This window comes from Raoultella sp. T31 (assembly GCF_002806725.1).
Lineage (GTDB): Bacteria > Pseudomonadota > Gammaproteobacteria > Enterobacterales > Enterobacteriaceae > Klebsiella > Klebsiella electrica.
Window position 1 is genome coordinate 1 of record NZ_PIBO01000025.1, and the last position, 24,657, is coordinate 24,657.

Here is a 24,657-nt window from a genome sequence, read left to right on the forward strand (position 1 = left end):
CCGGTGGCGGCTCGCGCCTTACCGGGCCTGTGGGCCGGGCTCCGGGTTTGTGCGCTGTGGTGGATGTGTCGCCCGGTGGCGGCTCACGCCTTACCGGGCCTGTGGGAGCGACGGGAGCGGGATCAGGCGCTGCGTTTTGCCGTCAGCTCCGAGATGCGCACAATCACCTGCACCGCCTTCTCCATCCCTTCCAGCGTCACAAACTCATGCTTACCGTGGTAGTTGTAGCCGCCGGTAAACAGGTTGGGACAGGGTAAGCCCATGAAAGAGAGCTGCGCGCCGTCGGTGCCGCCGCGAATCGGTTTCATTTGCGGTTCAATATCGCAATCCACCATCGCCTGGCGGGCAATCTCAACGACATGCGGGTGCGACATCACTTTTTCATGCATATTGTAATAGCTGTCTTCAATCACCAGCTCAATGTAGCAATCCGGATGCAGCCCCTTGCCAACCTTTTTGGCAATTTCCATCATTTTGCGCTTGCGGGCCTCGAACTGCTTACGGTCAAAATCGCGAATGATATAGTGCATTTCTGCCCGATCAACGCTGCCTTTCATGCTCGCCAGATGATAAAAGCCTTCGTAGCCTTCGGTCGTCTCCGGCGCCTCATCGGCAGGAACTTCGGCATGAATCCGTGCCGCCAGCGACAGCGCATTCACCATCACCCCTTTTGCGGTGCCCGGATGGACATTGTTGCCCACGATCTTAATGGTCACCGACGCGGCGTTGAAGTTTTCAAACTCCAGCTCACCCACGCCGCCACCGTCGACGGTATAGGCCCAGCGGGCGTCAAACGCGGCGACATCAAAATGCTTCGCCCCTTTCCCGACCTCTTCGTCCGGCGTGAAGGCCACGCGGATATCGCCATGGGGAATGTTTTTCGCCTTCAGCGTCGCCAGCGCGGTCATTATCTCGGCGATACCGGCTTTATCATCGGCACCAAGCAGCGTTTTGCCATCGGTGGTAATCAGCGTTTGCCCCAGCAGCTGGTGCAGGACCGGGAACATCACCGGCGAGAGCACTTCGTCACCAATCCCGAGAGCGATATCACCGCCACGGTAGTTTTCAACGATTTGCGGGTTGACGTTTTTGCCGCTGAAATCCGGCGCCGTGTCGACGTGGGAAATAAAGCCAATGGGCTGAATAGTGCCGGCAACATTGGCCGGCAGGGTTCCCGTCACCGTCCCTTTCTCGCTTAGCGTCACATTAACCAGTCCCATTTCTTCCAGCTGCGCTTGCAGCAGGCGTAACAGTTTCCACTGACCTTCCGTGCTTGGAACCTGACGCACGCCAGGCTTCGACTGTGTATCCAGAGAAACGTACTGTAAAAAACGCTCAAGCAATTTATCCATGTAGCCACCCTCATCTTTTGTGACAACATTATTCATAAGCGCGAATATACAAATATTGCGTCAGGTCATTTTTAGCCCGGCAAATAAGAATTTAATACCTGAACCCGCGTATTGATGTAAAGGTCGTGCATCCGGATGAGACAAGCATTGGCGTTCGTAAGCGTTTGCCGTAAAATGCCTGCCCTCGTTTATTATGCGCAACCGCAAAGGTGGTTAACCACAAACCCCGCAACGGTCAATCGTCCGCTGCGTCTACATGGGACAGAGTTAAAAATTGAATATACAACCGCGTTCGCTTTCGCCGCTGGTGCAACTGGCGGGAATTCGCAAAGGCTTTGATGGCAAAACGGTTATCTCAGATCTGAATCTGACCATCAACAACGGTGAGTTTCTCACCCTGCTTGGCCCCTCTGGCTGCGGTAAAACCACCGTTCTTCGTCTTATTGCCGGGCTTGAAAACGTCGACAGCGGGCGGATTCATCTCGAAGGTCAGGACATCACCCATGTTCCGGCGGAAAACCGCCACGTCAACACCGTCTTTCAAAGCTATGCTCTGTTTCCCCATATGAGCGTATTCGAAAACGTCGCCTTCGGTCTGCGGATGCAGAAAACGCCGGCGGCGGAAATCACCCCTCGCGTCCTCGATGCGCTGCGCATGGTCCAGCTGGAGGAGTTTGCCCAACGCAAACCGCATCAGCTCTCCGGCGGTCAGCAGCAGCGGGTGGCTATCGCCAGGGCGGTGGTCAACAAACCGCGCCTGCTGCTGCTCGATGAATCCCTGTCGGCACTGGATTATAAACTGCGCAAGCAGATGCAAAACGAGCTGAAGGCGCTGCAGCGTAAACTCGGCATTACCTTCGTCTTCGTCACCCACGATCAGGAAGAGGCCCTGACCATGTCCGACCGCATCGTGGTTATGCGCGACGGGAAAATCGAGCAGGACGGCACGCCGCGTGAAATCTACGAAGAGCCGAAAAACCTGTTCGTCGCCAGTTTTATCGGCGAGATCAACCTCTTTAATGCGACGGTCATTGAACGTCTTGACGAACAGCGCGTCCGCGCCAACGTTGAAGGCCGCGAATGCAATATCTACGTCAATTTCCCCGTCGAGCGGGGCCAGCGGTTGAACGTTCTGCTGCGCCCGGAAGATCTGCGCGTCGACGAAGTCCACCCCGGCAGCGACGCCGACGGACTGATCGGCTACATCCGCGAGCGCAACTACAAAGGCATGACGCTGGAGTCGGTCGTCGAACTGGAAAATGGCAAAATGGTCATGGTCAGTGAATTCTTTAACGAAGACGATCCGGACTTTGACCACCCGCTTGACCAGAAAATGGCCATTAACTGGGTAGAAAGCTGGGAGGTTGTGCTGGCTGATGAAGAATACCAGTAAATTGCAGAATGTGGTGATCGCCACTATCGTCGGTTGGCTTGTGCTGTTTGTGTTCCTGCCCAACCTGATGATCATCGGTACCAGCTTTTTGACCCGCGACGACGCCAGCTTCGTCAAAATGGTCTTCACGCTGGATAACTACGCGCGCCTGCTGGATCCGCTCTATTACGACGTGCTGCTGCACTCGCTCAATATGGCGCTGCTGGCGACCCTCGCCTGCCTGGCGCTCGGCTACCCTTTCGCCTGGTTTCTGGCCAGGCTGCCGGAAAAAGTGCGCCCGCTGCTGCTGTTTCTGCTGATCGTGCCGTTCTGGACCAACTCATTGATCCGTATCTACGGGCTGAAGATCTTCCTTAGCACCAAAGGGTATCTCAATGAGTTTCTGCTGTGGCTGGGGGTGATTGATACGCCGCTGCGCATCATGTACACCCCCTCTGCGGTCATCATCGGACTGGTCTATATTCTGCTGCCGTTTATGGTGATGCCGCTCTACTCCAGTATTGAGAAGCTGGATCGTCCTCTGCTGGAAGCGGCGAGGGATCTGGGCGCCAACAAGCTGCAAACCTTTATCCGCATCATTATTCCACTGACGATGCCGGGTATTATTGCCGGCTGTCTGTTGGTGATGCTCCCGGCGATGGGACTGTTCTACGTCTCGGACCTGATGGGCGGCGCCAAAAACCTGCTGATCGGTAACGTTATCAAGAGTCAGTTCCTGAATATCCGTGACTGGCCGTTTGGCGCCGCAACCAGCATTACTCTGACGCTGGTCATGGGCCTGATGCTGTTGATTTACTGGCGCGCGGCGCGTCTGTTGAACAAGAGGGTGGAACTCGAATGATCGGTCGCCTGCTGCGCGGCGGCTTTATGACCGCCATTTATGCTTACCTTTATATTCCGATCATTATTTTGATCGTCAACTCGTTTAACAGTTCGCGTTTTGGTATCAACTGGCAAGGCTTCACCACCCAGTGGTATAGCCTGTTGATGAATAACGATAGCCTGCTGCAGGCGGCGCGGCACTCGCTGACCATGGCGGTGCTGTCGGCCACCTTTGCGACGCTTATCGGGTCGCTGACCGCCGTCGCCCTGTATCGCTATCGTTTTCGCGGTAAACCGTTCGTCAGCGGGATGCTGTTCGTGGTGATGATGTCACCGGATATCGTCATGGCCATCTCCCTGCTGGTGCTGTTTATGCTGATAGGCATTCAACTGGGGTTCTGGTCGCTGCTGTTTTCCCACATCACCTTCTGTCTGCCTTTCGTGGTGGTGACGGTCTATTCGCGCCTCAAAGGTTTTGATGTGCGGATGCTGGAAGCGGCGAAAGATCTGGGCGCCAGCGAATTGACTATTCTGCGTAAAATTCTTCTGCCGCTGGCGCTGCCTGCCGTGGCCGCCGGATGGCTGTTGAGCTTTACGCTGTCGATGGATGATGTGGTGGTGTCGTCATTCGTGACCGGCCCAGGTTACGAGATCCTGCCGCTGAAGATCTATTCGATGGTCAAAGTGGGCGTCTCGCCGGAAGTGAACGCCCTGGCGACGATTCTGTTAGTTCTCTCTCTGGTGATGGTCATCGCCAGCCAATTGATTGCACGTGATAAAACTCAGGGGACGTTAAAATGAAAAAATGGTCACGCCACCTGCTCGCTGCCGGCGCTCTGGTCATGGGTATCAGCGCCGCGCATGCGGACAACAGCAAAACGCTCTATTTCTATAACTGGACCGAGTATGTGCCGCCGGGTCTGCTGGAACAGTTCACCAAAGAGACCGGCATCAAGGTTATCTATTCGACCTATGAGTCGAATGAAACCATGTACGCCAAGCTCAAAACCTACAAAAGCGGCGCTTACGACCTGGTGGTACCCTCCACCTATTTCGTCGATAAGATGCGTAAAGAGGGGATGCTGCAGAAGATAGACAAGAGCAAGCTGACTAACTTCAGCAACCTCGATCCGCAGATGCTGAATAAACCGTTCGATCCGGGCAACGATTATTCCATTCCCTACATCTGGGGTGCGACGGCCATTGGCGTCAATAGCGATGCTATCGATCCCAAAACCGTCACCAGCTGGGCCGACCTGTGGAAGCCGGAATACAAAAGCAGCCTGCTGCTGACCGACGATGCGCGTGAAGTATTCCAGATTGCCTTACGTAAGCTGGGCTATTCCGGCAATACCACCGACCCGAAAGAGATTGAAGCCGCCTACAACGAGCTGAAAAAACTGATGCCTAACGTGGCGGCGTTTAACTCCGATAACCCGGCTAACCCGTATATGGAAGGCGAAGTGAATCTCGGGATGGTATGGAACGGTTCAGCGTGGGTTGCCCGCCAGTCAGGCACGCCGCTTGAGGTCGTGTGGCCGAAAGAAGGCGGGATCTTCTGGATGGATAGCCTGGCGATTCCGGCGAATGCGAAAAATGTCGACGGCGCGCTGAAGCTGATTAACTTCCTGCTGCGCCCGGAAGTGGCAAAACAGGTGGCGGAAACCATCGGCTACCCGACGCCAAACCTCGCCGCGCGTAAGATGCTCAGCCCGGACGTCGCCAATGATAAGTCGCTCTACCCGGACGCCGACATCATCGCTAAAGGCGAATGGCAAAACGATGTCGGCAGCGCCAGCACGCTGTATGAAGAGTATTATCAGAAGCTAAAAGCGGGCCGTTAATCCCGTCTGGCGGAGCCCCGGCTCCGCCGTTTTTTGCTCCTTGCCCACTCGACGGCGCGCCACGCGCGATGATTTCCGCCAGATTAAACGTAACCGCGATGTAATGGCAAATGGTGGCGCGGGGCAATCCGCGACAGCCAAAGACCGGTTCAGCCCGCCGACGCCCTCCGCGGCATGGCTGATGTCATAGTCCTCCTCGTGTAACAGAAGCCCGGCGCTATTTTCGCCCCCTTCAATTATTAACACTTTTTCAGGCTTCCTCGCTGCCGCCTTACTGAACTCCGTCAGAGAAAGTCTCTACGACATTCGCGGTGCGAGTTATCACATTTAATTTAACTTTTCGTGATACATCGGCGAACAGATTCAGGCCACACTGTAGTTAACGCCATCACCGGGAATATCATGATGAACAGCCCCTCAAATCAGGTTAAGCCCGCTACCGTTCATCCTCTGTGGTTAAGAATTTGCCACTGGATCAATGCGCTTTCCCTGCTGATTATGGTAACCAGCGGTTGGCGTATTTATAACGCATCACCGTTGTTTAACTTTGATATTCCTGACGCGCTGACTCTTGGCGGTTGGCTGGCCGGCGCATTGCAATGGCATTTTGCCGCAATGTGGTTGTTTGCTCTTAACGGCGTATTTTATCTGCTGATGAATCTTGTCAGCGGGCGATTTCAACGGCAATTCTGGCCGCTGTCGCCACGAGGGATAATTCACGATTTTATTTCCGCACTACGCGGCAGGCTGACACATGACAATCCCGGCCATTATAACCATGTCCAGAAACTGGCCTATCTCTTCGTCATGCTCGATAGCATTATTCTGGCGCTATCCGGTGTGGTTATCTGGAAGTCGGTGCAATTTCCCCTGCTGCGAACCTTGCTCGGGGGATATGACAACGCGCGGGTGATTCATTTCCTGGCGATGTCGGCGCTGATGGGCTTTGTCGTTATTCATCTGCTGATGGTGCTGCTGGTGCCGAAAACATTACTGGCGATGCTCCGCGGGCGATAAGGTAAATATCATGAGCGATCATAAAAATATATTCTCCGCTGCCGACAAGGCAATCGTGGTTCAGGAGGCAAGGCGGGAAATCAACAAGCAGCTCTCATCCGAAGGCCGCCGCCGCTTTATCCGGCAGGGGTTAACCTTTGGCGGCCTGATGCTATTAACCGGTTGCGATATCAGCGATAACCGCGAGGTCGAAAAAACCTTAAGCCAGATGTCCCGATTTAACGATCGTATTCAACGCTGGTTATTTAATGCGAATAATCTTGCGCCGGTTTATTCCGAAAGTATAATCGCTCGCCCTTTCCCGTTTAATGCTTTCTACAGCGAGGATCAGGCACCCACGATCGACGGCAGCGATTATCGCCTTGAACTGGCGGGGTTAGTGGCTGATAAACGCCCCTGGACGCTTGCCGATCTCCATAAGATGGCGCAGGTCAGCCAGGTCACCCGGCATATTTGCGTGGAAGGATGGAGCGCCATTGGTAAATGGGGCGGCGTTTCGTTTGCCTTATTTCTCAAAAGTATCGGCGCCGATCTGAGCGCCAGTTACGTCAGCTTTCGCTGTGCTGATAATTATTACACCAGTATCGATATGGCCACTGCGCTCCATCCGCAGACGATTATTGCATTAACTTACGATGGTCAGATATTACCGCGTAAATATGGTTTCCCGATGAAGTTAAGAATTCCGACCAAGCTCGGTTATAAAAACCCGAAGCACATTATGTTGATTGAAGTGACCAATCGTTACCCCGGCGGCTACTGGGAAGATCAGGGTTATAACTGGTTTGCCGGTAGTTAATTCATGGTCGTCATCATCCGTTATTTATACAACCTGAAGGAATTGCAAAATGAAAAAGATGAATACATTACTGATGTGCTCTGCATTGCTTTTTGGCATGTCCGGAGCGTACGCTGCCGATAATATGGCGAAAGATCATATGGCCAAAGATAATATGGGTAAAATGTCTCACGACTGTACCAAAGATAGTATGAAAAAAGAGTGTATGTCTAAAAATGGGGTGTCTAAAGATGGCATGTCTAAAGGCGCCATGTCGAAGGATAACATGAGCAAAGACGCCATGAGCAAAGACGGCATGGCCAAAGATGCAATGACGAAAGACAAGATGGGTAAAGACGCGATGGGCAAACAATAACCGCGCGGCCCGACGACGAGGTCAAAGGGGTGGCCTGCCGACTGGCCAGGTCACCCCTTTTTCATCCTCTGTTCCGCTGCATGGTCGCCAGCCGAAGCCCACAAGCGCCGGAGAACCGTTCTCCTGCGGCCTGAACTTCAGAAGCCTGGCGGCACGGGATCACCAGCCTTTCAACAACTGGTCGACAAACGCCGGTACAACCTCGCTCGCCAGACCGTAGTGTTTTTCGGCAAATTCGCTGCCGACCTGGCTGGGTTCGAGGTTGAGCTCCACGGTATGCGCTCCCTGCAGACGGGCTTCGTGCACGAAGCCTGCCGCCGGGTAAACGTGCCCGGAAGTGCCAATGGCGATAAAGATATCGGCATCGGCCAGCGCGCTGTAAATATCATCCATCCCCAGCGGCATCTCGCCAAACCAGACCACATGCGGGCGCAGCGGCGCCGGGAACTGGCAGCAGTGGCACTTATCTTCCGTCGTGACGTCTCCGGTCCACTCCAGCACCTGACCGCTCCACGAACAGCGCACCTTCAACAGTTCGCCGTGCATATGAATCACCCGGCGGTTTCCCGCGCGTTCGTGCAGGTTATCAATGTTCTGAGTGACCAGCACAAAGCGGTCGCCCAGCTCCGCTTCCAGTCGCGCCAGCGCCTGATGCGCCGCATTCGGCACTATCTCCGGGCTTTGCAGTTGCCGACGGCGGGCGTTATAAAACGCCTGTACCAGCGCCGGATCGCGGGCGAAGCCTTCCGGCGTCGCCACATCTTCCACCCGGTGCTCTTCCCACAAACCATCGGCAGCGCGAAACGTTTTAATCCCGGACTCCGCCGAAATACCCGCGCCGGTCAGCACCACGACTTTGGGCTTAGCTATTGTTTCCACAGCCGACTTATCCTCTTTAAAAAAAATCCGCTGGCGCAGGCGTTCACGCAAGCGACGTTTATTGCGTCGAAAACGGCTCAATCGGTGTAAGCGGCGCGACAACATAGCTCCCCCTGTGGTTAATGAGTCAAATGAAGGAAGGCCGCACCGCGCATACCTCCGGCATCGCCATGGCGCGCGCGTTCGATACGCGGCACCCGGGCAACGGGAAGTAAATGTCGCGGCAGGCGCTGCGCCAGCCCTTCGCTTATGGCAGTAAAGTTAGACAATCCTCCGCCAAGCACCAGCAGATCCGGATCAACAATAGTCAGAATATTACCCAGACAGACCGCCAGCAGGTCAAGATAGCGCTCGACGTGCTCGCGCGCCCGCACATCGCCTTGCTGCCACAGCGTCACGATGTCGGGTGCGGTTATGGCGTGTTGATAATAATGTTCATAGAGCCAGGCAAAACCGCGGCCGGAGAGATAGTTTTCAATGCAGCCCAGCTGGCCGCAGCCGCAGCGGGTGAGCGGGAAGTCACGCCCCACCACCGCCAGCGCATCCACCGGCAGCCGGATATGGCCAAATTCACCGGTAATATAGTTATGTCCGGTAATCGATTTGCCGTTGAGGACCAGGCCACCACCGACGCCGGTACCGAGAATCAGCCCCATGACCAGCGGATATTGCGTAAACTCATCGTCCCAGGCTTCAGAGAGCGCAAAACAGTTGGCATCGTTATCCAGACGAACTTCACGCCCGAGCCGGTCGCTCAGATCGCTGCGCAGCGGCTGACCGCTGGCCGCGGGAACGTTGGCGGCATATAGCGTGCCGTCTGCGGTTTCCGGCATCCCCGGAATCCCGATCCCGACACTCCCCTGACAGTCAAAGCGGCTGTCGGCTTCACCTACCAGCGCCTCAACCGCCTGCAAAAAATCGGCATAACTCGCCTTCGGCGTGGCAACGCGTTTTTCCCACTGCAATCGCCGCGTTTTATCAAACACGCCCAGCGCTATCTTGCTACCGCCAATGTCAAATCCGTAGTACATAGCCATTCCTCTTTACTGACCGCAAAGGTCAGGACGACGTAAAGAGTGGATTACCGGGGACCTTGTCGGCCCGCGTAGCGAGCGCCGCCGGGCGCAAGGTCGGGTGGCGGCTTCGCCTGACCAGAGTGTATACCCCGCAATCCACTGAATTACTGGCCACTCAGCACCCTCGCCGGGTCAATGCGGCTGGCGCGGCGGGCGGGATACCAGCTGGCCAGCAAACTCAGCAATAGTGCCGTCGCCAGCACATAAATAACATCCAGCCAGTGCAGTTCAGACGGCAGGAAGTCAATAAAATAGATGTCGCCGGACAAGAATTTATGCCCGATCAGGTATTCGAGGCCGTTAATAATGGACGTCAGATTCAGCGCGCAAACGACGCCGATCGCTACGCCAATCAGGCTCCCGACCGAACCTGCAAGCAAACCATACCAGACAAAAATGGCGCGGATCAGGCCATCTTTCGCCCCGAGCGTGCGCAGTACCGCAATATCGCTGCTTTTATCTTTCACCGCCATCACCAGGGTGGAAACGATGTTAAAGCAGGCTACGCCTATCACCAGCACCATCGCCAGGTACATAATGGCGCGGATCATCTGGATATCGCGATACATATAACCGTAAGTCCCGATCCAGCTCTTGATGTAAACGTAGCTGTTGGTCACTTCGCCGGCATCGCGCACCAGCGTATTGGCGTGGAAGACATCGGTGACTTTAATCGCAATCCCGGTCACGCTGCCAGCCATATCCAGATACTGTTGGGCATCGTCCATCGGGATCATGGCAAAACTGTGATCGAGCTGGCCGCTGAGCTGCAAAATCCCGGTCACATGCAGCCTGACGCGTTTCGGCTGCAGGAGCTGATGTTCGGCGTCAGAGTTGGGGATCATGATGGAAACCCAGTCGCCCTGCTTCACGTGCAGCGCATCCGCCACCCCTTTACCCAGAATAACCTGCTGTTCACCGGCTTTAAAATTAGCCCACGCGTTATTCTGGACAAACTGAGGCAGCGAACTCAGGCGGCTCTCCTGCTGCGGATCGACCCCTTTTACCTGAATGGCGCGCATGTTGCTGCCGCTCTCCACCAGCCCGGTAAAATTAATATACGGTGCCGCAGCAACAATACCTTTAACCTTTTCCACCTTCGCCAGCGCGTCGCTCCAGTTGGTCCACGGCTGCTTCACCGGCTCGATTTCGCCATGTGGAACCACCGCCAGAATGCGGTTGTTCAGCTCACGTTCAAAGCCGTTCATCGCGCTGAGGCCGACGATTAAGACCGCCACCCCGAGCGCAATCCCGATCGTCGAAATCACCGAAATCAGCGACACCATACCGCCGCGCCGCCGCCCGCGGCTAAAACGCAGGGCAATCAATAACGATAACGGAGAAGTCATTACCTGGCCCCCATCAGGGTCAGTTTCGCGTCCAGATGACCATCACGCATTTCCAGCTGGCGGCCCATCCGTTTGGCCAGTTGCAGGTCGTGGGTCACCACCAGAAACGCGGTGCGCTGGGCAACATTCAGTTCCCCCAGCAGCTGAAAAATGCTGTCGGCATTGCGGGCATCGAGGTTACCGGTCGGTTCATCCGCCAGCACCAGACGTGGCTTGTTAACCAGCGCGCGGGCAATAGCCACCCGCTGGCGTTCGCCGCCGGAAAGCTCTGACGGGCGGTGGTTGCTACGGTGCTCCAGCCCCACGGCATGCAGCATTGCCTTAGCCTGACGTTCAATATCCGCGGCTTTCTGTTTGCCAATCAGCAGCGGCATTGCCACATTTTCGAGGGCGGTGAAATCCGGCAACAGGTGGTGGAACTGGTAGATAAAGCCGAGTTCACGGTTACGCAGGTCGGCGCGTGCGGCGGCAGAGAGCCGGTTCATCGACTGTCCGGAGAAAATCACATCGCCGGAGGTCGGCGTATCCAGCCCGCCGAGCAGATGGAGCAGCGTACTTTTCCCGGAACCCGAGGTACCGACAATCGCCATCATCTCCCCTTCCTCAATACTGAAGCTGACATTGTGCAACACATCGGTTTGCACACTGCCTTCCTGATAGCGTTTGCACAGATTGTCGCATTGCAGCAGGATCTTATTCATAACGTAAAGCCTCAGCGGGTTGAGTGGCGGCAGCGCGCCAGGAAGGATACAACGTCGATAACAGTGCCAGCACCATGGCCACCAGGACGATAATCGTCACCTGTAACGGCTCGATTGCGACCGGCAGCGCCGAGCCGTCAAGGAATGCGCCGATAATCGGCATTAAATTGTTCAACTGGCTGGCGAGCAGCACGCCAAGCGCGGCGCCAAGCAGCGCACCGACGATCCCGGCGCTGGCCCCCTGGACCATAAAGACCAGCATAATCTGTCGCGGGGTCAGCCCCAGGGTTTGCAAAATCGCCACTTCGCCCTGTTTTTCCATGACCATCATCCCCAGCGAAGTAATAATATTAAACGCCGCGACGGCCACGATCAGGCTCAGCAGCAGGCCCATCATATTTTTTTCCATGCGCACGGCCTGGAACAGCTCGCCTTTGCGCTCGCGCCAGTCCTGCCACTTCGTCCCCTGCGGCAGCGCCTGTTGACTGAGGGTATCCACCTGCAAAGGATGACTCAGCCACAGACGCCAGCCGGTGATGTTACCCAGCGGGTAGCGCATCAGGCGCGAGGCATCGTCGATATTGGTCAACATCTGATAGCCGTCCACTTCACTGTTGGCGGCAAAGGTGCCGATAACGTTAAACAGTCGTTGGCTCGGCACCCGCCCCATAGGCGTGAACTGACTGGCGGAGGGCACCATGACGCGAATCTGATCGCCGCGGTTAACCCCTAGCTGACTGGCCAGCTGTTCGCCAAGAATGACGTTATATTTCCCGGCCTGAAGATCGCTTTGCTTCACGTTGACAAGATACGGCGTGAGCGGATCGTTTTGCGTCGGGTCGATACCCAGCATCACGCCAACCGCGACGCTACGGGCGCTTTGCAGCACCACATCACCGGTGGTTAATGGCGCAATGCGCGTGACGCCCTGTAATTTGATGGCACTTTCCGGCAGCTGCTGAGGGTTCACCGAGCCCTGCTGCGCGCTAATTATGGCCTGTGGCATCAGCCCCAGGATGTTGTTCTGCAGCTCGCGCTCGAAGCCGTTCATGACCGAAAGCACGGTCACCAGCGCCATCACGCCAAGCGTAATGCCGATGGTGGATAGCCAGGAGACGAAACGACCGAAGCGGTCGGCTGCGCGCCCGCGCATGTAGCGAAGGCCGATAAAGAGTGCGGCAGGTTGGTACATGTAATCCATCTGGTTGCTGATAGCCGATGCACGAGTATATATGGCATAGCACAACGCGTAAATCACTGAAACGGTAAGTTTTTGTCGCGCAATAAGAAAAAAGTAAAGATAAATCAAATGGATATTTGATTAGTCAGCGCTTATCTATCAGAATCTTTCACCGTAGCGGGCCCGCATGTCGTCAATCAGGTTGGCGAATACGGGTCAATCGCGGATAATCATCAACATTGAATATGCGCGGTTTGCCCTTATATAGCCGTCATACCGCACGCTGCATGTGCATTGACGACGCTGGTTTACCGGAATCGCTTACCTGCATAAGCTCATCGGGAAGCAATCGGGAAATTTGAGAGATATTCTGCTCTCTCGCCAGAGGCAGCGTCGACTGTTCAGGTTCGCTCCTGACGAATTTGTCGCTCACTTGCTGCGTAACCTGGCCTGTGGCCTTGTCCCTTCGGGGTCAGTGCAAGCGCGGTTCAACAACGCCTGAGGTGTTTTGAGCCGCAACTCGAAATATTTAGGGTACACATATAGAGCGAATCAAGAAGGGATCCTGATAACAGCTATGCCTCAACAATACCGATACACACTGCCGGTCAAGCCCGGCGAACAGCGGCATCTCGGTGAATTAACCGGCGCGGCTTGTGCCACGTTGGTTGCGGAAATGGCCGAGCGCCACGGCGGGCCGGTCATACTCGTCGCCCCCGATATGCAAAATGCCCTGCGTCTGAATGATGAAATTCGCCAGTTTACCGACAGCATGGTGACAGGACTGGCTGACTGGGAAACGCTACCTTACGATAGCTTCTCGCCGCATCAGGACATTATCTCTTCCCGTCTCGCCACGCTTTATCAATTACCTACCATGCAGCGCGGCGTGCTGATCGTGCCGGTCAGCACGTTAATGCAGCGCGTCTGTCCGCATAATTTCCTCCACGGACACGCGCTGGTGATGAAAAAAGGCCAGCGTCTGTCGCGCGACGGCCTGCGCACTCAGTTAGATAGCGCCGGCTATCGCCATGTCGATCAGGTGATGGAGCACGGGGAGTATGCTACCCGCGGCGCCCTGCTTGACCTGTTCCCGATGGGGAGCGAGCAACCCTATCGCCTCGACTTCTTCGATGATGAAATCGACAGCCTGCGCCTGTTCGACGTCGACAGCCAGCGTACGCTGGAAGAGGTGGCCGCCATTAATCTACTGCCCGCTCATGAGTTCCCGACCGATCAGGCGGCGATTGAGCTGTTCCGTAGCCAGTGGCGCGATCGCTTTGAAGTCAAACGCGACGCCGAACATATCTATCAGCAGGTCAGCAAAGGGACATTACCGACCGGCATCGAATACTGGCAGCCGCTGTTTTTCAATGAGCCTCTGCCGCCGCTGTTCAGCTACTTCCCGGCGAACGCCCTGATCGTCAATACCGGCGATCTGGAAGCCAGCGCCGGGCGTTTTCAAAACGAAACCCGCGCCCGCTTCGAAAGCCGCGGCGTCGACCCGATGCGTCCCCTGCTGCCGCCGGAACAGCTCTGGCTGCGGAGCGACGAACTGTTCAGCGAGCTGAAAAAATGGCCGCGTATCCAGTTAAAAACGGAGCGTCTGGCCGACAAAGCCGCCAATACCAACCTCGGCTATCAGAAGCTGCCGGACCTCTCTGTTCAGGCGCAAAACAAAGCGCCGCTGGATAATCTGCGCCGCTTCCTCGAAGCCTTTAGCGGCCCGGTGATTTTCTCAGTGGAGAGCGAAGGTCGCCGCGAAGCGCTGGGCGAAGTGCTGGCGCGGATCAAAATCGCGCCGAAACATATTCTGCGGCTGGAAGAGGCCACCGGCAGCGGCCGCTATTTAATGATAGGCGCCGCCGAACACGGGTTTATCGATAGCCCGCGGAATCTGGCGCTGATTTGCGAAAGCGACCTGTTGGGCGAGCGCGTGGCGCGTCGTCGCCAGGATTCGCGACGCACCATTAACCCCGATACCTTAATCCGCAACCTGGCGGAACTGCATATCGGCCAGCCGGTGGTACATCTGGAGCATGGCGTTGGCCGTTATGCCGGCATGACCACGCTGGAGGCAGGCGGCATCAAAGGGGAATACCTGATGCTGACCTACGCCAATGACGCCAGACTGTATGTGCCGGTGTCATCATTGCACCTGATCAGCCGCTACGCCGGCGGCGCGGAAGAGAGCGCGCCGCTGCATAAACTCGGCGGCGATGCCTGGGCGCGCGCGCGGCAGAAAGCGGCAGAAAAAGTGCGCGATGTGGCGGCGGAACTGCTCGATATTTACGCCCAGCGCGCGGCGAAAGCGGGCTTCGCCTTTAAGTACGACCGCGAACAGTATCAGCTGTTCTGCGATGGTTTCCCGTTTGAAACCACCCCGGATCAGGCGCAGGCGATTAACGCCGTTCTCAGCGACATGTGTCAACCGCTGGCTATGGACCGCCTGGTCTGTGGCGACGTCGGCTTCGGTAAAACTGAAGTGGCGATGCGAGCCGCCTTCCTGGCGGTGGAGAATCACAAGCAGGTCGCGGTGCTGGTGCCGACCACTCTGCTCGCGCAGCAGCACTTCGATAACTTCTGCGACCGCTTCGCCAACTGGCCGGTGCGCATTGAAATGCTGTCGCGCTTTCGCAGCGCGAAAGAGCAGGCGCAGATTCTTGAACAGGCTGCCGAGGGTAAAATCGATATTCTTATCGGCACGCACAAGCTGCTGCAAAGCGAAGTTAAGCTGCGCGACCTTGGGCTGCTGATCGTCGATGAAGAGCACCGCTTCGGGGTTCGCCACAAAGAGCGAATCAAAGCGATGCGTGCCGATGTCGATATTCTGACGCTGACCGCCACGCCGATTCCGCGAACGCTGAACATGGCCATGAGCGGTATGCGGGATCTGTCTATTATTGCCACGCCGCCCGCCCGCCGTCTGGCGGTAAAAACCTTCGTCCGGGAGTATGACTCGCTGGTGGTTCGCGAGGCGATTCTGCGTGAAGTGCTGCGCGGCGGCCAGGTCTACTACCTTTATAACGACGTGGAGAATATCCAGAAAGCGGCGGATCGGCTCGCGGAGTTGGTGCCGGAGGCGCGAATCGCCATCGGTCACGGGCAGATGCGCGAGCGCGAGCTGGAACGGGTGATGAATGATTTCCACCACCAGCGTTTTAACGTGCTGGTCTGTACCACTATTATTGAGACCGGGATCGATATCCCGACCGCCAATACCATTATCATCGAACGCGCGGACCATTTCGGCCTGGCTCAATTGCACCAGCTGCGCGGACGCGTCGGCCGTTCGCATCATCAGGCCTATGCCTGGCTGCTGACGCCGCACCCGAAAGCGATGACCAGCGATGCGCAAAAGCGTCTGGAAGCCATCGCCTCGCTGGAGGATCTCGGCGCCGGTTTCGCGCTGGCCACGCACGACCTGGAGATCCGCGGCGCTGGCGAGTTGCTGGGCGAAGATCAGAGCGGGCAGATGACCACCATCGGTTTTTCGCTGTATATGGAGCTTCTGGAGAACGCTGTCGATGCGCTGAAAGCCGGACGTGAGCCTTCACTTGAGGATCTGACCAGCCAGCAGACTGAAGTTGAACTGCGGATGCCTTCGCTGTTGCCGGACGACTTTATTCCTGATGTAAACACCCGACTCTCGTTCTACAAGCGGGTTGCCAGCGCCAGGAATGAGCACAGTCTGGAAGAGATTAAAGTCGAACTGATCGACCGCTTCGGCACGCTACCGGATGCGGCGAGAAACCTGCTGGATATCGCCCGTCTGCGTCAACAGGCGCAGAAGCTGGGGATCCGTAAGCTGGAGAGCAATGACAAAGGCGGCGTGATTGAGTTCAATGAAAAGAACAACGTCAACCCGGTGTGGCTGATTGGCCTGCTGCAAAAACAGCCTCAGCACTTCCGCCTGGATGGCCCGACGCGGCTGAAGTTCATGCAGGAACTTGGCGAACGTAAAACGCGTATGGAGTGGGTTCGCCAGTTTATGCGGCAGTTAGAAGAGAACGCGACCGCATAATCGCAGCGCGAAGGCGGCGCCCGTCACCGCCTTCGCGCCTGTTTTCTTCCCTCGCAGTGACACCCGGTAAACTTTACAAATGTTTTGCAATTCACCTGGGTTTCCCCACAGACAACCGCGTGATAATTCCCGTCCGTTTCCTCATAAAAAAATAACCACTTATTTATTATGACTACTTTTATATCGCGTTTCTCTCTGTGGCTGGCCCTGGCAGCCGTGGCGGCCGTACTGACCCTCCCCGCCCGCGCCAATACCTGGCCGCTGCCGCCTCCCGGCAGCCGCCTCGTCGGGCAAAATCAGTTTCACGTCGTCCAGAATAACGGCGGTTCTCTGGAGGCTATCGCCAAAAAATACAACGTCGGCTTTCTGGCATTGCTTCAGGCGAATCCCGGCGTCGATCCTTACGTTCCACGTGCCGGCAGCGTACTGACCATTCCGCTCCAGACGCTGCTACCGGAAGCGCCGCGCGAAGGGCTGGTGATTAACCTCGCCGAGCTTCGCCTCTACTATTACCCGCCGGGGAAAAATGAGGTCACCGTCTACCCTATCGGCATCGGTCAGCTGGGAGGCGATACCCTTACCCCGACGATGGTCACCACCGTCTCCGACAAGCGCGCAAATCCAACCTGGACGCCGACGGCCAATATTCGCGCGCGGTATAAAGCGATGGGAATAGAGCTGCCGGGCGTGGTACCTGCCGGGCCGGATAACCCGATGGGCCATCATGCTATCCGCCTTGCGGCCTACGGCGGCGTCTATCTGCTGCATGGCACGAATGCCGATTTTGGCATCGGCATGCGCGTGAGCTCCGGCTGTATCCGCCTGCGCGATGATGACATCAAAACCCTGTATAACCTCGTTACCCCAGGGACAAAAGTCAATATCATCAACACGCCAGTTAAAGTCTCCGTGGAGCCTGACGGCAGGCGTCTGGCGGAAATCCATCAGCCGCTGTCCAAACACATAGATGACGATCCGCAGACGCTACCGATCGTCCTGAATGGTGAAATGACAGCATTTAAGCAGGCCGCGCAGACCGACCAGACGGTGATGGAGCGCGCGATGACGCTGCGTTCAGGTATGCCAGTTGACGTGACCCGCCACCACACCGCTGGCGAACAGTCATTGTAAGTGCTTAATGACAGAGATAAAAAAACCGCTGAAGGCGGTTTTTTTATGAGGTAAAAGCAGGGTAAAACGCCAGGACGACGCTTCGCGGTTTCATAAAGGGGTGAAAACCGCGCAACGTAAGTGGCATAACGGAGAACAACTTACTGCTCGCGGCCTGATAAAGGGGTCAGGGGCCGCGTTTTGTCAGTGGCATGACAGGGGTAAAACGAAACTTATTTGTAGATAACCGCAGTGCCGTGCAGGGTGTTTGGACCCGTTACTGAGGTGATACGGAAAGAGGTCGCGCCCATTTCCTGCGCTTTCTGCGCCAGCTGGTCTTCCAGCGAACCCAGGTTGGTCCCGGCGGAGGCTGAAACGGTACCGATTTTGTGTTGGCCAGCAGGTGTGGATTGCACTTCAACAGCCGCGAAGCTGGCGAAAGAAAGAGAACTCAGTACGGCGGCAAGCGTCAGCGTTTTGATGTTTTTCATGATTATTATACCTATGCAGATGTTTTTTAGTCGGGTCGCAAGAATTAACTTAACGATCGATAGGTAAATCATAATGTGACCTGAATCACACGTCAATTTATTTTTATAACGATCGTTAATTTATTTATAAACGACTTAAAATTCATACATATATGAATTATTTATTTTTGTGGGCTCAGTGCTGGAACGTTGTAACATTTATTTTTATAATGCCCGCTTCAACAAACCAACATAGGTACAGCGGCATCATGACAACTGACGTTCAAAGTTGCACAAAAAAAAGCCGTGGCCGACCCAAAGTGTTCGACAAGGAAGCGGCGCTGGATAAGGCTATGGCACTGTTCTGGCAGCACGGCTACGAGGCAACTTCTCTTGCCGATCTGGTGGAGGCGACCGGGGCAAAAGCACCGACGCTGTACGCCGAGTTCGTCAACAAGGAAGGGTTATTTCGCGCGGTGCTGGATCGCTATATTTCACGTTTTGCCGCCAGACACGAAGCGCTGTTGTTTGCCGAAGAAAAAACAGTCGATCAGGCGCTGCGGGACTATTTCACCGCCATCGCCACCTGTTTTACCAGCAAAGACACGCCGGCAGGCTGCTTTATGATCAATACTTCCGCGGCGCTGGCGGCATCATCTACTGCGATAGCCAATACCATTAAGTCGCGGCACGCGATGCAGGAACAAACGCTGACGCAGTTCCTCCAGCAGCGGCAGCTGCGCGGCGAACTGCCGGAAAATGGCGATGTGCGACAGCTGGCGCAGTTCTTAAACTGCGTGTTGCAAGGTATGTCTATCAGCGCGCGCGAAGGGGCTGATTTCACCAGGCTGATGCAAATCGCCGATACCACCCTGCGGCTGTGGCCGCAAATCCTCCAGCACTAATTTGCGTTCCCCCGGTGACGTTCGCCGCCGGGTTTTCACCCCCCGCCCTGATTTATCCCCTGTTTTATTAATGTTTTCACATCGTTACGCGCCATTTTTGTTGTAAATGATATTGATAATAATAATCACTACGTGCAAAATCCGCTCTTAAGTTTTTCTGCTTATTTCCATCTGTAACAATCGATGCGCCCGCATCGAAAACTAAAAACAACATGAATGCCGTTAACTCATAAAAGGAATGCGTATGAACAAGCGTCTCTGGGTGCTGAACCCACTGCTGCTGGCCACCGCCCTGCCCGCTTTTGCCGCGCAGGCAGATGAAGAAAACATTATCGTCAGTGCCAACCGAACTCACCGCACCGTCGCCGAAATGGCCCAAACGACCTGGGTTATCGAAGGCCAGGAGATAGAACAGCAGGTGCAGGGCGGAAAAGAGTTCAAAGACGTTCTGGCCCAGTTGATTCCCGGCATTGATGTCAGCAGCCAGGGACGAACCAACTACGGAATGAATATGCGTGGACGGGCTATCGTGGTGTTGATCGACGGCATACGCCTCAACTCCTCCCGTACCGACAGTCGTCAGCTCGACGCTATCGACCCGTTCAACATTGAGCATATTGAAGTCATCTCCGGCGCGACCTCGCTGTACGGCGGCGGCAGTACCGGCGGCCTGATCAATATTGTGACTAAAAAAGGGCAGCAGGAACGGCAGGTCGATCTGGAAGTGGGCGGTAAAAGCGGATTTGCCAACAGCAACGATCGCGATGAACGCGTAGCGGCGGCGGTCAGCGGCGGCACAGACCATGCATCCGGGCGGTTATCGGTGGCATATCAGCGTTTTGGCGGCTGGTACGATGGCAACAACGATGCGCTGATCCTTGATAATACCCAGACCGGCCTGCAGCACTCGGATCGCCTGGACGTGATGGGGACAGGCACCATCAACATTGACGATAACCGTCAACTGCAGCTGGTGACGCAGTATTATAAAAGCCAGGGCGATGATTACGGCCTGTATCTCGGCAAGAACATGTCAGCCGTCACCGGTGAGGGCAAAGCCTATACCACCGACGGACTCAATTCCGACCGCGTTCCTGGTACCGAAAGGCATCTGATTAGCCTGCAATACTCCGATGCCGACTTCTATGGTCAGAACCTGGTCAGCCAGATCTATTATCGCGACGAGTCGCTGACCTTTTATCCCTTCCCGGCCCTCAGCAAAGGCAAGGTCAGCAGTTTCTCCTCGTCAAAGCAGGATACCGATCAGTACGGCGCGAAAATTACCCTCAACAGCCAACCGCTTGACGGCTGGGATCTGACCTGGGGACTGGATGCCGATCACGAGACCTTCAACGCTAATCAGATGTTCTTCGATCTGCCGCGTTCGATGGCGTCAGGCGGGCTGCACAACGAGGCTATCTACACGACGGGACGCTACCCGGGCTACAGCATCACTAACCTGGCGCCGTTCCTGCAAAGCAGCTATGACCTGAATGACATTTTCACCCTGAGCGGCGGCGTGCGCTATCAGTGGACGGAAAACCGGGTTGATGATTTTGTCGGCTACGCTCAGCAGCAGGATGTCGCCAGCGGCAAAGTGAAATCGGCCGATGCCATCCCGGGTGGTAAAACGGATTATGATAACTTCCTGTTTAACGCCGGCATTGTCGCCCACCTCACCGACCGTCAGCAGACCTGGTTTAACTTCTCACAGGGCGTTGAGCTGCCGGACCCGGGTAAATACTATGGTATCGGCAAATACGGCACGGCGATCAACGGCAACTATCCCCTGCTGTCGAGCGTCAACGTCGGTGATTCGCCGCTGCAGGGGATCAAAGTCAACTCCTACGAACTGGGCTGGCGTTACACCGGTGATAACCTGCGCACCCAGCTGGCGGCATACTACTCCACCTCGGACAAAACCATTGTCGTTAACCGTAGCGATATGACTATCGACGTACAATCCGACAAGCGGCGTATTTACGGTGTGGAAGGGGCCGTCGATTACTTCTTCCCGGATAGCGACTGGAGCACCGGTGCGAACTTCAACGTGCTGAAATCTCAGGTGAAGAGTGCCGGTAGCTGGCAGAAATGGGATGTGACTCTCGCTTCGCCATCAAAAGCCACCGCCTGGGTCGGCTGGGCGCCGGACCCGTGGTCGCTGCGCGTGCAAACCCAGCAGGTGTTCGACCTGAGCGATGCCAGCGGTAAAAAACTCGACGGCTATAATACCGTAGACTTTATCGGCAGCTATGCGCTCCCGGTGGGCAAACTGACCTTCAGCATCGAAAACCTGCTGAACGAAGACTATGTCACCATCTGGGGACAGCGCGCCCCGCTGCTGTATAGCCCGACCTACGGCAGCAGTTCACTGTATCAATACAAAGGTCGTGGCCGTACCTTTGGCCTGAACTACGCCGTCAGTTTCTGATAAAAAAAGCCCCTCAGCCTGAGCGAAGGAGGGGCAAATCACAGTCAACGTCTTTTTTACGCTTTGTTGTTGAGGACCAGCTGGCCGTTACTGTCCAGCGGAATTTGCGTGCCGGGATCGTGTTCCATGCGGATTTTTCCTCGCTGCTCGCCGATTTTATAGGTCACATCGTAGCCCAGCATTTTATCCGACTTATCGTACACCGTTTTACAGCGCTGCTGCGTGGTGGTGTAGGTATCCCCGTCCTGCATCGACCCCTGAATCTGGTTACCGGCGTAACCGCCGCCCAGCGCGCCCACCACGGTCGCCACGCTGCGGCCACGACCGCCGCCAAACTGATGACCGATGACCCCGCCAGCAACGGCACCAAGAACGGAGCCGGCGATGCGGTTTTCATCCTGTACCGGACGACGATGGGTCACGGTGACGTTGCGACATTCCTGACGCGGAGTTTTTACGGTCTCTTTTATCGGTGTACTGGACACCACTTGCGCATATTGCGGGCCACGATCTAAGACGTTAAGACCAGCGACAGCTGCAACACCCAGCGCGGCAGCCACGCCAATCCCTATACCCGCCAACATTGATTTATTCACGGGGTATCCTCCCTTGTTGCTGATAGAAACAATTTTGCTATCGACCCGGGGACCTTGCAAATGAGAAAGCGGATGAAAAATGCGGGGAAAAGCGGCAAATGGCGTGGATTCAGAGGAATCTGAGATGTTATGCGCGAGATGACAGACGGAAATTCTGTCATTGAGCCGGCAAGGCGCTGACCGGCTCAACCTGCGTCGCCGCCCGCCATCCCGAACTGGCCTGGCGGCACAATCCGGGAACGGGGCGAACAGACAATCAGTGCAACTTCAGGCGCGGGCGAATGATGCGGTTGATGCGACCTACCAGCATCATCAGACCGGTCTTACAGTAGCCGTGCAGCGCAATCTGGTGCATACGGTACAAAGAGATATAGACGAAACGCGCAATACGCCCTTCGACCATCATCGAACCGCGCATCAGGTTGCCCATCAGGCTCCCCACGGTTGAGTAGTTGGAGAGCGAAACCAGCGAACCGTGATCTTTATAGACGTAGGATTTCAGCGGTTTGTCTTTCATCTGCGCCAGAATATTATTCAGCGCGCAGGTTGCCATCTGGTGGGCCGCCTGGGCGCGCGGCGGCACAAATCCGCCTTCCGCACGCGCGCAGGAGGCGCAGTCGCCAATGGCATAAATATCCGGGTCCAGCGTCGTTTGCAGCGTTGGCTGAACCACCAGCTGGTTAATGCGGTTGGTTTCCAGACCGCCGATCTCTTTCATAAAGTCCGGCGCTTTGATCCCTGCCGCCCACACCATCAGGTCGGCATTAATAAACTCGCCGTCTTTGGTGTGCAGGCCGTTCGCATCGGCGCTGGTTACCATGGTTTTCGTCAGAACGCGCACGCCAAGCTTGGTCAGCTCACTGTGAGCGGCGCCGGAAATACGCGGCGGCAGCGCAGGGAGAATACGCTCACCCGCTTCAACCAGGGTGACATTCAATGCTTCGTTGGTCAGCCCTTTATAACCGTAGCTGTGCAGTTGTTTTACCGCATTATGCAGCTCAGCCGAGAGTTCAACGCCGGTCGCCCCGCCGCCGACGATCGCGATATTGACTTTGCCGTTGGCGCCGAGGTTAGCCGAGTATTTCAGGAACAGGTTCAGCATTTCCTGATGGAAGCGACGGGCCTGATGCGGGTTATCAAGGAAAATACAGTTCTCTTTGACGCCCGGGGTATTAAAGTCGTTAGAGGTACTGCCCAGCGCCATCACCAGCGTGTCGTACGGCAGCTTGCGCTCGGCAACCAGCAGCTCGCCCTTCTCGTCACGCAGCTCAGACAGCGTAATGGTTTTCGCTTCACGGTTAATATCCACCACTGAACCCAGCTGGAACTGGAAACCGTGGTTGCGGGCATGGGCCAGATAGCTCAGCGCATCAACACCTTCATCGAGCGAACCGGTCGCCACTTCATGCAGCAACGGCTTCCACAGATGGCTATGGTTACGATCCACCAGCGTGATTTTCGCTTTTTTGCTACGCCCCAGCTTTCCACCCAGCTGAGTCGCCAGTTCCAGTCCACCGGCGCCGCCACCTACGATTACGATTTTTTTCAATGGTGTAGTCACGAGACCCCCTAAAAATATTAACCAATTGTTAATTAAAAGTTATACAAATAGCTCTTATTTAACAACAAGTTACAGCAGTGAAACCATTCAGCGAAATTGAGAATACCATGAACGGGTCATTGGTCATACCAAAATTGATATGCATCAAGTTTTACCGCCTGTTTTTTAACCATGCCACTATTGGCGACATAAAAAAAGCCCGTCGTATGTCTCTACGACGGGCCGCTGCGGAGGAGTGACTCAGCCTAGCGTCTTAAAGGCTTTTATCCGCTGCAGATGAGGTGAGATGTTCTTGAACTTGTGGGTCTGCTCATTATCCCAGATGATTTCATAGTAGTGATGCAGCAGGTCAGCCGAACGCTGGCTGTCCAGCGCCTCGTCCTGGCGGGAGAGTACCACCAGACAGCGATCGCGGTTTTTCTCGCGGAAATTGTTGACGCACTTGGTCCCGATATCAGCGTACTCTTCAGGCCTGTCGATCTTGCCTTCCATGTTTTCCGCGGGAAACAGATTGGGGTTAAAAATGGCCTGACGCACATCGCAAAGGAAACCAATCCGTTCCGCCCAATAGCCGCCCAGGCCGACGCCGCAAATCAGCGGCCGATCGTCAGTATTGAGCTGCAGCATTTTATCGACTTCTTTTAACAAGTGCTGCATATCATGTTTTGGGTGCCGCGTGCTGTAGCTTATCAGACGCACATCGGGATCGATAAACTGCAGCTGCAGCACCTTCTCATGGTTTCCGGGACTGTTTGAGTCAAAACCGTGTAAATAGATAATCATCGTATCCTCA

Annotated in this window: 21 protein-coding genes; 11 read left to right on the forward strand and 10 right to left on the reverse strand. The window is 55.6% G+C overall.

Features of this window, described 5'->3' with window-relative positions; genetic code table 11:
• Positions 1-122: 122 nt before the first annotated feature.
• Positions 123-1,352, reverse strand: a complete 1,230-nt coding sequence (pepT, locus tag CWM52_RS16555; RefSeq protein ID WP_100685096.1) for a peptidase T — start codon at positions 1,350-1,352, stop codon at positions 123-125.
• Positions 1,353-1,626: 274 nt separating this feature from the next.
• On the opposite strand from pepT, the gene potA reads away from it, so the two are divergent.
• The 7 genes from potA (at position 1,627) to CWM52_RS16595 (ending at position 7,582) form a co-directional block, all read left to right on the forward strand.
• Positions 1,627-2,745, forward strand: a complete 1,119-nt coding sequence (potA, locus tag CWM52_RS16560; RefSeq protein ID WP_100685097.1) for a spermidine/putrescine ABC transporter ATP-binding protein PotA — start codon at positions 1,627-1,629, stop codon at positions 2,743-2,745.
• The gene (gene potB, locus CWM52_RS16565; protein ID WP_100685098.1) at positions 2,729-3,586 is read left to right on the forward strand and encodes a spermidine/putrescine ABC transporter permease PotB; all 858 of its coding nucleotides are present in this window, start codon (positions 2,729-2,731) and stop codon (positions 3,584-3,586) included. Before potA ends, potB begins: the two co-directional genes overlap by 17 nt.
• Positions 3,583-4,368 (forward strand): spermidine/putrescine ABC transporter permease PotC, encoded by a 786-nt coding sequence (gene potC / locus CWM52_RS16570; protein ID WP_100685099.1) that lies wholly within the window; start codon positions 3,583-3,585, stop codon positions 4,366-4,368. The genes potB and potC overlap by 4 nt, the downstream gene beginning before the upstream one ends.
• Positions 4,365-5,411, forward strand: coding sequence for a spermidine/putrescine ABC transporter substrate-binding protein PotD (potD, locus tag CWM52_RS16575; protein ID WP_100685100.1), 1,047 nt, complete (start codon positions 4,365-4,367; stop codon positions 5,409-5,411). The genes potC and potD overlap by 4 nt, the downstream gene beginning before the upstream one ends.
• 405 nt (positions 5,412-5,816) lie before the next feature.
• A complete protein-coding gene (locus CWM52_RS16585) occupies positions 5,817-6,428 on the forward strand; it encodes a cytochrome b/b6 domain-containing protein (protein ID WP_100685160.1) in 612 nt (203 codons plus the stop codon).
• 10 nt (positions 6,429-6,438) lie between these two features.
• Positions 6,439-7,227: a molybdopterin-dependent oxidoreductase gene (locus CWM52_RS16590; RefSeq protein WP_100685102.1), complete on the forward strand. Its 789-nt coding sequence runs from the start codon at positions 6,439-6,441 to the stop codon at positions 7,225-7,227.
• Positions 7,228-7,276: 49 nt separating this feature from the next.
• Entirely contained in the window at positions 7,277-7,582 is a 306-nt protein-coding gene (locus CWM52_RS16595; protein ID WP_100685103.1) for a pentapeptide MXKDX repeat protein, read from the forward strand.
• 159 nt (positions 7,583-7,741) lie between these two features.
• Here the strand turns inward: CWM52_RS16595 and cobB are convergent, their stop codons facing one another.
• The 5 genes from cobB to lolC all read right to left on the reverse strand — a co-directional run bounded on the left by cobB (position 7,742) and on the right by lolC (position 12,779).
• Positions 7,742-8,566, reverse strand: coding sequence for a Sir2 family NAD+-dependent deacetylase (gene cobB / locus CWM52_RS16600; protein ID WP_100685104.1), 825 nt, complete (start codon positions 8,564-8,566; stop codon positions 7,742-7,744).
• A 14-nt stretch (positions 8,567-8,580) separates the two neighbouring features.
• Complete coding sequence (nagK, locus tag CWM52_RS16605) at positions 8,581-9,492, reverse strand: N-acetylglucosamine kinase (protein WP_100685105.1); 912 nt, start codon at positions 9,490-9,492, stop codon at positions 8,581-8,583.
• 149 nt (positions 9,493-9,641) lie between these two features.
• Complete coding sequence (gene lolE / locus CWM52_RS16610; protein ID WP_100685106.1) at positions 9,642-10,886, reverse strand: lipoprotein-releasing ABC transporter permease subunit LolE; 1,245 nt, start codon at positions 10,884-10,886, stop codon at positions 9,642-9,644.
• Positions 10,886-11,587: a lipoprotein-releasing ABC transporter ATP-binding protein LolD gene (gene lolD / locus CWM52_RS16615; protein WP_100685107.1), complete on the reverse strand. Its 702-nt coding sequence runs from the start codon at positions 11,585-11,587 to the stop codon at positions 10,886-10,888. Before lolD ends, lolE begins: the two co-directional genes overlap by 1 nt.
• Entirely contained in the window at positions 11,580-12,779 is a 1,200-nt protein-coding gene (lolC, locus tag CWM52_RS16620; RefSeq protein ID WP_100685161.1) for a lipoprotein-releasing ABC transporter permease subunit LolC, read from the reverse strand. The genes lolD and lolC overlap by 8 nt, the downstream gene beginning before the upstream one ends.
• Before the next feature lie 565 nt (positions 12,780-13,344).
• Between lolC and mfd the strand changes: the two genes are divergently transcribed.
• Positions 13,345-16,791, forward strand: coding sequence for a transcription-repair coupling factor (mfd, locus tag CWM52_RS16625; protein WP_100685108.1), 3,447 nt, complete (start codon positions 13,345-13,347; stop codon positions 16,789-16,791).
• A gap of 168 nt (positions 16,792-16,959) precedes the next feature.
• Entirely contained in the window at positions 16,960-17,922 is a 963-nt protein-coding gene (gene ldtC / locus CWM52_RS16630) for a L,D-transpeptidase LdtC (protein WP_100685109.1), read from the forward strand.
• Positions 17,923-18,134: 212 nt separating this feature from the next.
• Here the strand turns inward: ldtC and bhsA are convergent, their stop codons facing one another.
• A complete protein-coding gene (gene bhsA / locus CWM52_RS16635) occupies positions 18,135-18,392 on the reverse strand; it encodes a multiple stress resistance protein BhsA (protein WP_100685110.1) in 258 nt (85 codons plus the stop codon).
• 248 nt (positions 18,393-18,640) lie between these two features.
• Between bhsA and CWM52_RS16640 the strand changes: the two genes are divergently transcribed.
• Together CWM52_RS16640 and CWM52_RS16645 are read left to right on the forward strand one after the other, a co-directional pair.
• Positions 18,641-19,276: a TetR/AcrR family transcriptional regulator gene (locus CWM52_RS16640; protein ID WP_100685111.1), complete on the forward strand. Its 636-nt coding sequence runs from the start codon at positions 18,641-18,643 to the stop codon at positions 19,274-19,276.
• Positions 19,277-19,520: 244 nt separating this feature from the next.
• Positions 19,521-21,707 (forward strand): TonB-dependent siderophore receptor, encoded by a 2,187-nt coding sequence (locus tag CWM52_RS16645; protein WP_100685112.1) that lies wholly within the window; start codon positions 19,521-19,523, stop codon positions 21,705-21,707.
• Between the two features lie 56 nt (positions 21,708-21,763).
• On the opposite strand, the gene CWM52_RS16650 is transcribed toward CWM52_RS16645, so the two are convergent.
• The 3 genes from CWM52_RS16650 to ycfP all read right to left on the reverse strand — a co-directional run bounded on the left by CWM52_RS16650 (position 21,764) and on the right by ycfP (position 24,647).
• Positions 21,764-22,303, reverse strand: coding sequence for a glycine zipper 2TM domain-containing protein (locus CWM52_RS16650; protein WP_100685113.1), 540 nt, complete (start codon positions 22,301-22,303; stop codon positions 21,764-21,766).
• Positions 22,304-22,559: 256 nt separating this feature from the next.
• Positions 22,560-23,864, reverse strand: a complete 1,305-nt coding sequence (locus tag CWM52_RS16655) for an NAD(P)/FAD-dependent oxidoreductase (protein WP_100685114.1) — start codon at positions 23,862-23,864, stop codon at positions 22,560-22,562.
• A gap of 240 nt (positions 23,865-24,104) precedes the next feature.
• Complete coding sequence (ycfP, locus tag CWM52_RS16660; protein WP_100685115.1) at positions 24,105-24,647, reverse strand: alpha/beta hydrolase YcfP; 543 nt, start codon at positions 24,645-24,647, stop codon at positions 24,105-24,107.
• Positions 24,648-24,657 lie beyond the last annotated feature (10 nt).

Coding starts and splice junctions, on each gene's coding strand:
- lolC (WP_100685161.1), bottom strand. CDS start 12,779: ATGTACCAACCTGCCGCACTCTTTATCGGCCTTCGCTACATGCGCGGG.
- ycfP (WP_100685115.1), bottom strand. CDS start 24,647: ATGATTATCTATTTACACGGTTTTGACTCAAACAGTCCCGGAAACCAT.
- CWM52_RS16590 (WP_100685102.1), top strand. CDS start 6,439: ATGAGCGATCATAAAAATATATTCTCCGCTGCCGACAAGGCAATCGTG.
- CWM52_RS16585 (WP_100685160.1), top strand. CDS start 5,817: ATGAACAGCCCCTCAAATCAGGTTAAGCCCGCTACCGTTCATCCTCTG.
- potD (WP_100685100.1), top strand. CDS start 4,365: ATGAAAAAATGGTCACGCCACCTGCTCGCTGCCGGCGCTCTGGTCATG.
- bhsA (WP_100685110.1), bottom strand. CDS start 18,392: ATGAAAAACATCAAAACGCTGACGCTTGCCGCCGTACTGAGTTCTCTT.
- lolD (WP_100685107.1), bottom strand. CDS start 11,587: ATGAATAAGATCCTGCTGCAATGCGACAATCTGTGCAAACGCTATCAG.
- ldtC (WP_100685109.1), top strand. CDS start 16,960: ATGACTACTTTTATATCGCGTTTCTCTCTGTGGCTGGCCCTGGCAGCC.
- lolE (WP_100685106.1), bottom strand. CDS start 10,886: ATGACTTCTCCGTTATCGTTATTGATTGCCCTGCGTTTTAGCCGCGGG.
- CWM52_RS16640 (WP_100685111.1), top strand. CDS start 18,641: ATGACAACTGACGTTCAAAGTTGCACAAAAAAAAGCCGTGGCCGACCC.
- CWM52_RS16645 (WP_100685112.1), top strand. CDS start 19,521: ATGAACAAGCGTCTCTGGGTGCTGAACCCACTGCTGCTGGCCACCGCC.
- nagK (WP_100685105.1), bottom strand. CDS start 9,492: ATGTACTACGGATTTGACATTGGCGGTAGCAAGATAGCGCTGGGCGTG.
- potC (WP_100685099.1), top strand. CDS start 3,583: ATGATCGGTCGCCTGCTGCGCGGCGGCTTTATGACCGCCATTTATGCT.
- potB (WP_100685098.1), top strand. CDS start 2,729: ATGAAGAATACCAGTAAATTGCAGAATGTGGTGATCGCCACTATCGTC.
- cobB (WP_100685104.1), bottom strand. CDS start 8,566: ATGTTGTCGCGCCGCTTACACCGATTGAGCCGTTTTCGACGCAATAAA.
- CWM52_RS16595 (WP_100685103.1), top strand. CDS start 7,277: ATGAAAAAGATGAATACATTACTGATGTGCTCTGCATTGCTTTTTGGC.
- pepT (WP_100685096.1), bottom strand. CDS start 1,352: ATGGATAAATTGCTTGAGCGTTTTTTACAGTACGTTTCTCTGGATACA.
- mfd (WP_100685108.1), top strand. CDS start 13,345: ATGCCTCAACAATACCGATACACACTGCCGGTCAAGCCCGGCGAACAG.